This is a genomic window from Microcystis sp. M109S1, assembly GCF_020247025.1.
In the GTDB taxonomy this organism is placed as follows: domain Bacteria; phylum Cyanobacteriota; class Cyanobacteriia; order Cyanobacteriales; family Microcystaceae; genus Microcystis.
Genome location: NZ_JADBRW010000189.1, coordinates 1 through 8,849 on the forward strand (window position 1 = coordinate 1; position 8,849 = coordinate 8,849).

At 42.5% G+C, this 8,849-nt stretch carries 7 protein-coding genes; 3 read left to right on the plus strand and 4 right to left on the minus strand.

Going from position 1 to position 8,849, the window contains the following annotated elements; genetic code table 11:
• Nucleotides 1-751: 751 nt before the first annotated feature.
• The gene (locus IM322_RS09085) at nt 752-1,912 is read left to right on the plus strand and encodes a nucleotidyltransferase family protein (RefSeq protein ID WP_287673885.1); all 1,161 of its coding nucleotides are present in this window, start codon (nt 752-754) and stop codon (nt 1,910-1,912) included.
• Between the two features lie 133 nt (nt 1,913-2,045).
• On the plus strand, nt 2,046-3,284 hold the full coding sequence (locus IM322_RS09090) for a glycosyltransferase family protein (protein ID WP_287673886.1): 1,239 nt from the start codon (nt 2,046-2,048) through the stop codon (nt 3,282-3,284).
• A gap of 12 nt (nt 3,285-3,296) precedes the next feature.
• Here IM322_RS09090 and dnaG read toward each other — a convergent pair whose 3' ends face one another.
• From dnaG to IM322_RS09110, 4 genes are all read right to left on the minus strand, one after another.
• Nucleotides 3,297-5,177 (minus strand): DNA primase, encoded by a 1,881-nt coding sequence (gene dnaG / locus IM322_RS09095; RefSeq protein ID WP_287673887.1) that lies wholly within the window; start codon nt 5,175-5,177, stop codon nt 3,297-3,299.
• Nucleotides 5,178-5,659: 482 nt separating this feature from the next.
• On the minus strand, nt 5,660-6,784 hold the full coding sequence (locus IM322_RS09100) for a beta-ketoacyl-ACP synthase (RefSeq protein WP_287673888.1): 1,125 nt from the start codon (nt 6,782-6,784) through the stop codon (nt 5,660-5,662).
• A gap of 161 nt (nt 6,785-6,945) precedes the next feature.
• Nucleotides 6,946-7,683, minus strand: coding sequence for a peptidylprolyl isomerase (locus IM322_RS09105; protein ID WP_287673889.1), 738 nt, complete (start codon nt 7,681-7,683; stop codon nt 6,946-6,948).
• 28 nt (nt 7,684-7,711) lie between these two features.
• Nucleotides 7,712-8,278 carry a photosystem I assembly protein Ycf4 gene (locus tag IM322_RS09110; protein WP_287673890.1) on the minus strand — a complete coding sequence of 189 codons (567 nt, stop codon included), beginning with the start codon at nt 8,276-8,278 and terminating at the stop codon, nt 7,712-7,714.
• Between the two features lie 144 nt (nt 8,279-8,422).
• Between IM322_RS09110 and IM322_RS09115 the strand changes: the two genes are divergently transcribed.
• Nucleotides 8,423-8,849: RNA-guided endonuclease InsQ/TnpB family protein (locus IM322_RS09115; protein WP_287713178.1), on the plus strand; the 427-nt coding region annotated here is incomplete at its 3' end.

Sequence of the window (8,849 nt, forward strand, 5' to 3'; positions counted from 1 at the left end):
ACTCAATTGTCTATCTTTTGGTATTAACCTATTTGTGCCTTAAGTCCTTCTTTATATGAATTTCAGCTACTTTTGGGCGTAGGCTCTCTTATCTAATTTTATTTTCAGTTAATTATTTGCATAACAATTACCGAAGAGCCTAAACTTTTCTCGATACGATATCCTATAGAAAATAACGAAGTTACCCCAGAACAGTGCCAAAAAGCATTCCCCCACCCAAAAAACAGCTAGATATCAATTAACTTTTCCCTAGAACACCGGCTCTTCTGGTTTCTGTGTGGAAACGAGGCCTATAGTGATAGTTTCTTCGGCAAAATAGTCCTAAAAGTCTTTCCCAGTAAGCATATAAGCAAAAATGATCACACAAAGTCGAGAAGAGCCACTTTTTTGTCCCATCAATTTAAAAACTTGCGTTTTTTTGATCATCTTAGCCTAGAGGACTGAGTAGTATGAGTTACAGCAAAGTTGATTGGTTAATTTTGTCCATCAGTGTAATCTGGGTTAAATCTCTCACTTTTTTCCGTTATCAATTACTAAGGGGTAGCTCGATCAATTGGACTTATTGAGAAAATCTTCGCACTAATTGAGAATAAACCAAGCTTTCATCAGGGTTTCAGGCGGTGCAATGCTGAAGTAAATCTATTTTTCGAGGTACCCCCAAGAGGATCGATAACCACTGATTCCGAGCCGGTAATGATACACTAGGCATGATTTAACTACAAACCTCGATCGCAAAAGGAAATAAACATCGATGAAAGCCATGATTTTGGCGGCTGGCAAAGGAACTCGCGTCCGTCCGATTACCCATACGATTCCCAAACCCCTGATCCCGATTTTACAAAAGCCGGTGATGGAGTTTTTGTTGGAACTGTTGCGACAGCATGGCTTTGATCAGATCATGGTCAATGTTAGTCATTTAGCCGAAGAAATTGAGAGTTATTTCCGCGATGGTCAGCGTTTTGGGGTGCATATCGGCTATTCTTTCGAGGGTAGAATCGAAGAGGGCGAGTTAATCGGTGATGCCCTAGGATCGGCGGGTGGTTTACGACGAATTCAAGATTTTAATCCCTTTTTTGACGATACTTTTGTGGTTCTCTGTGGTGATGCGCTGATCGATCTTGATTTAACCGCAGCCGTTAAATGGCATCGGGAAAAGGGAGCGATCGCCACTATTGTCACCAAAACCGTCCCCAGAGAGGAAGTATCCAGTTATGGGGTGGTAGTTAGCGACGAGGAGGGACGGATTCTCAGTTTCCAAGAAAAACCAGCCATCGATGAAGCTTTAAGTACCTGCATTAACACGGGTATCTATATTTTTGAGCCAGAAATCATTGATTTTATTCCCCCTAATAGTAAATACGACATCGGGGGCGAATTATTCCCCCAATTAGTCGCTAAAGCTGCGCCTTTCTACGCTTTAAACATGGATTTTGAATGGGTGGATATCGGTAAAGTCCCCGACTACTGGCAGGCAATTCGCGGGGTGTTATCCAGGGAAATTAAAAATGTTGCTATCCCCGGCATCGAAGTCAAACCGGGCATCTACACGGGCTTAAATGTGGGGGTAAACTGGGATCGAGTCGATATCACCGGACCTGTGTATATCGGGGCAATGACGCGCATTGAAGACGGGGCGAAAATTGTCGGTCCGAGTATGATTGGCCCGAATTGTTGGATTTGTGGCGGCGCGACGGTGGATAATAGCGTTATTTTTGAATATTCTCGCCTCGGTTCAGGGGCGCGTTTGGTGGATAAGTTGGTCTTTGGGCGCTACTGTGTTGATAAAACCGGCGCGGCGATCGATGTGGAAGCGGCAGCCTTGGATTGGTTGATTACCGATACCCGCAAGGTTCCCCCAGAATTTGATCACCCTAAACATCAGGCAATTCGTTCTTTATTCAATGGCAAGTAGGCAACACCGCAACAGGGAACTTTTTACTTTTTGCTTGATAAGTACCGCGCGCAAAATTAATTACACATATCTAACTACCCCTTGCATGAGTGCCTATCCTAACCAAGACATTAATTTTGCACGACTACTTATCATGTTTGATTCTCCTGTTGATCTTCTCATTCTCTCTAATGGCCCGGGAGAAATATCTACATGGGTGCGTCCAGTTGTCAAGAGATTGCGACAAAACTTAACAGAAGCTCGATCGCTGTTGCGGATTTCGGTGATTCTTTCCCCTTGTACTCATTCTATGGGGGCGGAAACGGAAGTAGTTAGGAAATATCCAGAGGTCGATCGAGTCCAGTCGCCAGAAAACTTCTTTAATTTTCTTTTCTGGGGAAAAACCGCCGATAATTGGGATTGGCACCCCAAGGGCATCGTTTTATTTTTAGGGGGCGATCAATTTTTTGCCCTCACCATCGGTAAACGTTTGGGTTATCGCACCGTTATCTATGCGGAATGGGAAGCGCGTTGGTATCGGGGGATCGATCGCTTTGCCGTGATGAATACAAGTGTATTAAATAATATTCCACAACAATATCAGCATAAATTTACCGTTATCGGCGATTTAATGGTGGATTTGCCCACTGCTATCACCCCTGATGACGCTACCTTAATTGCACTCCTCCCCGGTTCCAAACCCTCGAAATTAGCTCAGGGTGTACCCCTAACCTTAGCCATTGCCGAAAAGATACACGCACACAATCCCCAGACTAAATTCTTAATTCCCGTTGCTCCTACCATAAATTTAGCTTATTTGGCGAAATTTGCCGATCCTAGCTATAATCCGATGATTAATAAAACTGGTTGGAGTGCTGCCAAATTAAAAAACGGTGAAAAACCCTATCTAGAAACAGCTAAGGGGGTAAAAGTTGACCTAATTACCGCTTTTCCCGCCCATAACCAGCTTTCTCGCTGTCATTTAGCTTTAACGACGGTGGGTGCTAATACGGCTGAATTAGGGGCGCTGGCAATCCCGATGATTATTTTACTACCGACTCAGCAACTCGACGCGATGAGAACTTGGGACGGTTTACCCGGTTTATTAGCCCAACTGCCGGGGGTGGGTTCTTTATTTGCTAAGATAATTAATCTCTATATATTGCGAAAAAAGCGTTTATATGCCTGGCCAAATATTTGGGCTGGTGCCGAAATTGTTCCGGAATTATTGGGGGAATTACAACCAGAAGAAGTGGCAAATATGGCTATATCTTGGTTAGAAAATCCCGAACAATTAGAGGCTATCCGGCAAAAATTGCGGGCAGTGCGCGGACAAGCCGGAGCAGTGGATAAGTTAGTATCTATTATTGCTGAACAACTGTCTAGTTTCTAATCAATTAGAGAATTAAGCTTGTTGGTAGAGAGGATCAATTTCGATTAATTTATTAACAGTTTGATAAAATTCCTGCTGATAAAATTCCCGTTGATTGCTGTCGAGAGCATTAATTAATTGTTCTTGACAGTAGCGACGATATTCCATTAAACTAATTTTTTCCATAGCTATAATAGCATCTTTGATCTGTTCTTCTGGCTGCAAAATTTCCTGACTGGTATGTTCATTTAAGTGAAATAAAGAATTAAAATCACGGTTTTTGTCTGTGGTTATCATCAATAAATGATTCTGTAAAGCTGACATCAAATCTCTTGGTTTAGTAATTTGGGGTTCTAACTCTAGAATTACTTGCCATAACCAACGATAATCAGGCAGATTAAAAATTAAATCTTTTTCATCCAAAGATTCTAAAATTATTTCCCGATATTCAGGATAATGGAGATAGATTAATAATAATAACCATTCGGCTTTTTCCGAGCTATTTTTTTCGGATTTATCTAAAATATTTTTCCTCTTGATTGCCAGAGATTTTCCTTGAGGTTTATTAACCTGCTTTGAGAGATTTTTTAAAATATAAGGCAAACGAGTGGCATCTTTTTGAGCCAAAATTTCAGCACAATAATCTAGATAAAAAGTGCGTTGATTGCTATCGATTAACTTTTGCAATAAACTCACCATACTATTGGCTACTTGTTGAAAATGTAGTCCCTGTTTTAAATCTTTATTAACCAACATCTGCGAGATTTGCCAATCAATCCAAAAAGGAGATTTTTCGATTAGTTCTCGATAACTATTCACCCCGTCAGTATGGGATTTAAGAAATTCATCGGCATCTTTCCCGTCAGGAAGATTGAGGATTTTTAGGTTAACTTGTCCTGAATAAACTAGGGAGTTAATTTCCTCGATCGCCCTTTTTGTCGCTTTAATTCCCGCTTGATCGGCATCAAAATTAAAGATTATTTGTTTACTTTCACTGTAGCGCAAAAGTAATTTAATTTGCTCTTGACTTAAGGCTGTTCCTAAACAGGCAACCACATTAGTAATACCGGCAGCATGGAGAGCGATCGCATCAAAATAACCCTCGACAACTATCGCTAAATCTTGCTGAATAATTGCCTGTTTAGCTCGATCAAGAGCAAAGAGAGTTTTTCCCTTTTCAAATAGAGGAGTATCGGGAGAATTTAGATACTTTGGCTGCTCATTACCTAAAGTGCGACTACCAAAAGCGATCGCTCGTCCTTGACTATCAAAAATAGGAATCATTAAACGATCTCGAAATTGATCGTAATAACCACTACCATTTTGACGCGCTTTAATTAATCCCGCTTGTTCCACTAAAGCCACAGGATAGCGCTTTTGTTCCACTAAATAACGATAGAGAGTTTCCCAACCTTCCGGAGAATATCCCAGTTGAAAATTAGCGATAGTTTCCGCAGTTAGTTGTCGTTGTACCTTAAGATAATCTAACGCTTTTTCCCCTTGAGGTTGACTAAGGGCGTGTTGATAAAAACTCACCGCCACGGCCATTATTTCGTATAATTGTTCCTTGAGGGATAATTTCTGTTCTAATTCCTGACGCTGTTCTACTGCCAGAGTTTTAATCGGGATTTGATACCTTCTAGCAAGATCGAAAACCACTTCACTAAAAGATTGTTTTCCCACTTCCATAAGAAATTTAATCCCGTTTCCCCCTGCACCACAGCCAAAACAGTAATACATTTGTTTGGCAGGACTAACCGTAAAACTGGGGGATTTTTCCTCGTGAAAAGGACATAAACCGACGTATTCCCGTCCCCTTTTTTTGAGGACGACTCTCTCGGAAATTAAATCCACAATATCAATTCTTTGTTTAACTTCTTCGATCGTATCCGGATGTAGTCGCGGTGTATCCATAATCAGTTATCAGTAATCAGTCTATACCTAGCACCCCCACTAAGGCCCTTTTTGACTCCTGGAAATTCGCACCCATAAGTAATAAGAAAGGACTTGACTTTGGCGGCGGCTTGTGCTATGCTTTTCTCATAATGGGAATCCGTGCAATTTTTTTTGATTTCAAATATTTCCATTATGAATAAAATCTTTTAAAAATATTATCTCAAAATCTCCCGACAAAAGCCAGCAAAATTTCGCCCATAATTGTTAAGTTTTGTTAAAAAGAAATGCAGAGACCAGCAGGGAAAGAAATGGTCACTGAGGGAGCATCTCATTTATGCAAGCGAGTAATTATTATACTTGTCCCTAAAACTGGTTTCTAGCAAGACTTTCAAAATAGCTTGACATAAAACCTGATTTAGGGGTTACAAAGGTGAGATGCTCCCGTCACTGATTACTGATTACTGATTACTGATCACTGATTACTGATTACCGATCACTGATCACTGATCACTGAAAAACTTCCCCACTGCGATGGCTGCATTTTGTCCTCCGAAACCGAAACTAAGACAGAGACAATTGTGCAGGGAAAAATTAACAGCCGATCTAGTTAAATTTAACTGAAAAGGCGACTCGCGCACACCGACACAGGGGGGAATTAGCTGATTTTTCAGGGCCATTAAACAAAAAGCCACGCCTAATGCCCCCGAAGCACCTAAAGTGTGTCCTGTTGCCCCTTTTGTCGAGCTTACAGCCACTTGCGAGCCAAAAATGCTGGCGATCAGGTTTGCCTCCCGTTCATCGTTTAAACGCGTGCTAGTGCCGTGGGCGTGAATGTAATTAATTTCATCTTTTCTTAATTGACTTCTGTGCAAACATAGTTCTATGGCTTTGGTAGCACTACGATTATTCACCGCCGGGGCGCTGACATGATCGGCATCGCAGGTAAAACCATAGCCCAAAATTTGCCCGTAGATGGGGGCATTTCTGCTTAAAGCCAGTTCTTCCGATTCAAGGACTAAAATCGCCCCAGCTTCGCCCAAAACCAAGCCCTCCCTAGCTCTATCAAAAGGATAACAGCCCGTTTTCGCCAAAGCTCCAATCTGTTCAAATCCCACCAAAGTTAAGGGAGTGATCGGGGTTTCGATCGCCCCGGCTAAAACTCGATCGCATTCTCCCATAGTAATTAATTCTACAGCCTGTGCGAGCGACCAGATGCCCGTGGCACAGGCCGCCATGGGTGCTAAGACTGGGGCGCCGGTTTCTATCAATCTAGCGGTCAATACCGAGGCGCGATCGGGTAAACTATCTAACCAGTTTTCTACTATTCCCGTCGCTGCCATCTGTTCCCATAAACCCTGACAACCGCGACTAGAACCGATAGTGACAGCACAATCCTTTAAGGGAGGGGTTAATTGAGCGTCTTCAAGGGCAGCAATCAGGGCAATTTTGGTTAAATCCTCTAAAAATGCCGGTTTGTGACCGATTAAACCCAAGGGTAAAGCGGGTAAATCAGAAAAGGGTTGTTGCCTAGTTATACCAGTTTTGCCCTCTAGTAATCTTTGCCAACTCTGACTTAAATTTCCCAGAGAACTGATCAACCCAATTCCCGTCACCACAACATTCATTTATCAGTTATCAGGTATCAGTTATCAGTTATCAGGTATCAGTTATCAGTTATCAGTTATCAGGTATCAGGTATCAGGTATCAGTTATCGGAATATTAAATGATTGGGTGGGTGACGGCGAATATTAAATTATTGTCGCCCGGTCCCACCCTAACCGATCGCTATTTTTTCAGATTTTCTGCACCGGAAACAACCTTGGCCGAGTCAATTTTATCCCCTTGTTTGATCGTATCGATCACTTCCATTCCCTCGGTTACATAACCAAAAACGGCATAATCACCATCCAGGAAATTGATATCCGACAGGGCAAAATAAAACTGAGAAGAAGCGGAATTAGGTTGTTGAGAACGGGCCATTGCGATTGCACCGCGTTTATGGGGTAAAGCGACGATGGGAGTGCGGGCCGTGGCCTGTTGACCGATTGATTTCCCATAAATCGGCTCTTTTTCGTCTTTAAGGAGAATTTCCAGGGGAACATAACGGGATTGCTTGGTTTCTGGATCAACAAAACCACCAGTTCCGCGACCTTGGGGATCACCACCTTGGGCGACAAAAGGCTGCGGTTCCTTAACCACGCGATGGAAAGTTAAACCATTATAAAAACCTCTCCCCACCAGATCCACAAAGTTACCGGCAGTAATTGGGGCCGCCTTGCCATCAATTTCGATCGTTACCGGTTTACCTTTGATGATCATCTCGACGACAGCAGTTCCATCTAAGCGGGGTTTGTAATTATCCATGTTGACACTGCCCGAACTGGCAGGTTGAGAGGTTTGGGTGATACTAGAATTATCGGGGGTGGAATTAGCTTCCGGGGAAGAACAGCCGAAAAGTGTCGTCGTTGTGATTAAAAAAACACAAACTAGAGACAGCCAGCAAGATTTTCTTATCTTCATCATTTTATAGCCAAAAAGAGCGAAAAAAGGCCTACAATCCCTCTAGAGGAATTTCCAGAAAACGAGCGAGTTGCGCTCCTTGATTTTCCAATTCCGAGAGGGACATAGGATCGCCGACGCGAGTTAAAGGGATATCGCGACGCTGTTTAATCCGCAGGAATAGTTCCCGTTTCGGGTTGAGTCCTTCTCGCACTTCGGCCCGCACAGCTTGCACATCTTCGAGAGGCCAATCGAGATCAATGCGACGATTTTTGCCAGGGTAGCCCCAACGAAAGATTTTAACTTTGCCGGTTTCCTTGTTAAACTCGTTGTAACCACCTCCGACATTCCAGAGGAGAGATAACCAGAGATAGATGGCTAAAAGAGTCCCCGCAGTACCGTAAAAGAGGAGGGCGACTCCTTGGGGAATAAATTGTAAGGAACTGGTATCGCTAACGAGAAGTAGATTGACCTTCAAATAACTGGAAAGACCGGCGAGGAGAAACCCTAGACCGCCAATAGAGATGATTACAGCCCAAAAATAGTTACTAGGGCGACGGGAACCCACTACTTCTTGCCGTAGGATCAGGCTATCTTTACTTGTTGTTTGCGCTTTCATCGAAAATTTGGGTCTGAAACCCCGTCGTTCTACGACGGCTTTACTGTTAAATATTAGCACATTTACGAAATATATGCTAAAATGTGAGACATGGAAAAAGCCTATTGGTTTCGATTTTAACCAAAACCAGAACACGAGTCGCTATTGCGGCGCACTTTGGGCTGTGTAAGATTAGTTTACAATAAAGCTCTCCATCTCAGAACACAAGCATGGTATGAAAAGCAAGAAAGAGTAGGATATACTGAAACATCTTCAATGCTAACTGATTGGAAAAAGCAAGAAGAATTAGACTTTCTCAACGAAGTTAGCTGTGTACCTTTACAACAAGGTTTAAGACATTTACAAACAGCTTTTACTGACTTCTTTGCTGGTCGTACTAAGTATCCTAACTTTAAGAAAAAACATCAAGGAGGAAGTGCCGAATTTAGCAGATCTGCTTTTAAGTTCAAAGACAAACAAATCTATTTAGCCAAATGTACAGAACCTTTACCTATTCGATGGTCAAGACAAATCCCAGAAAGCTGTGAACCAAGCACAGTAACAGTCAGATTACATCCTTCTGGACGCTGGC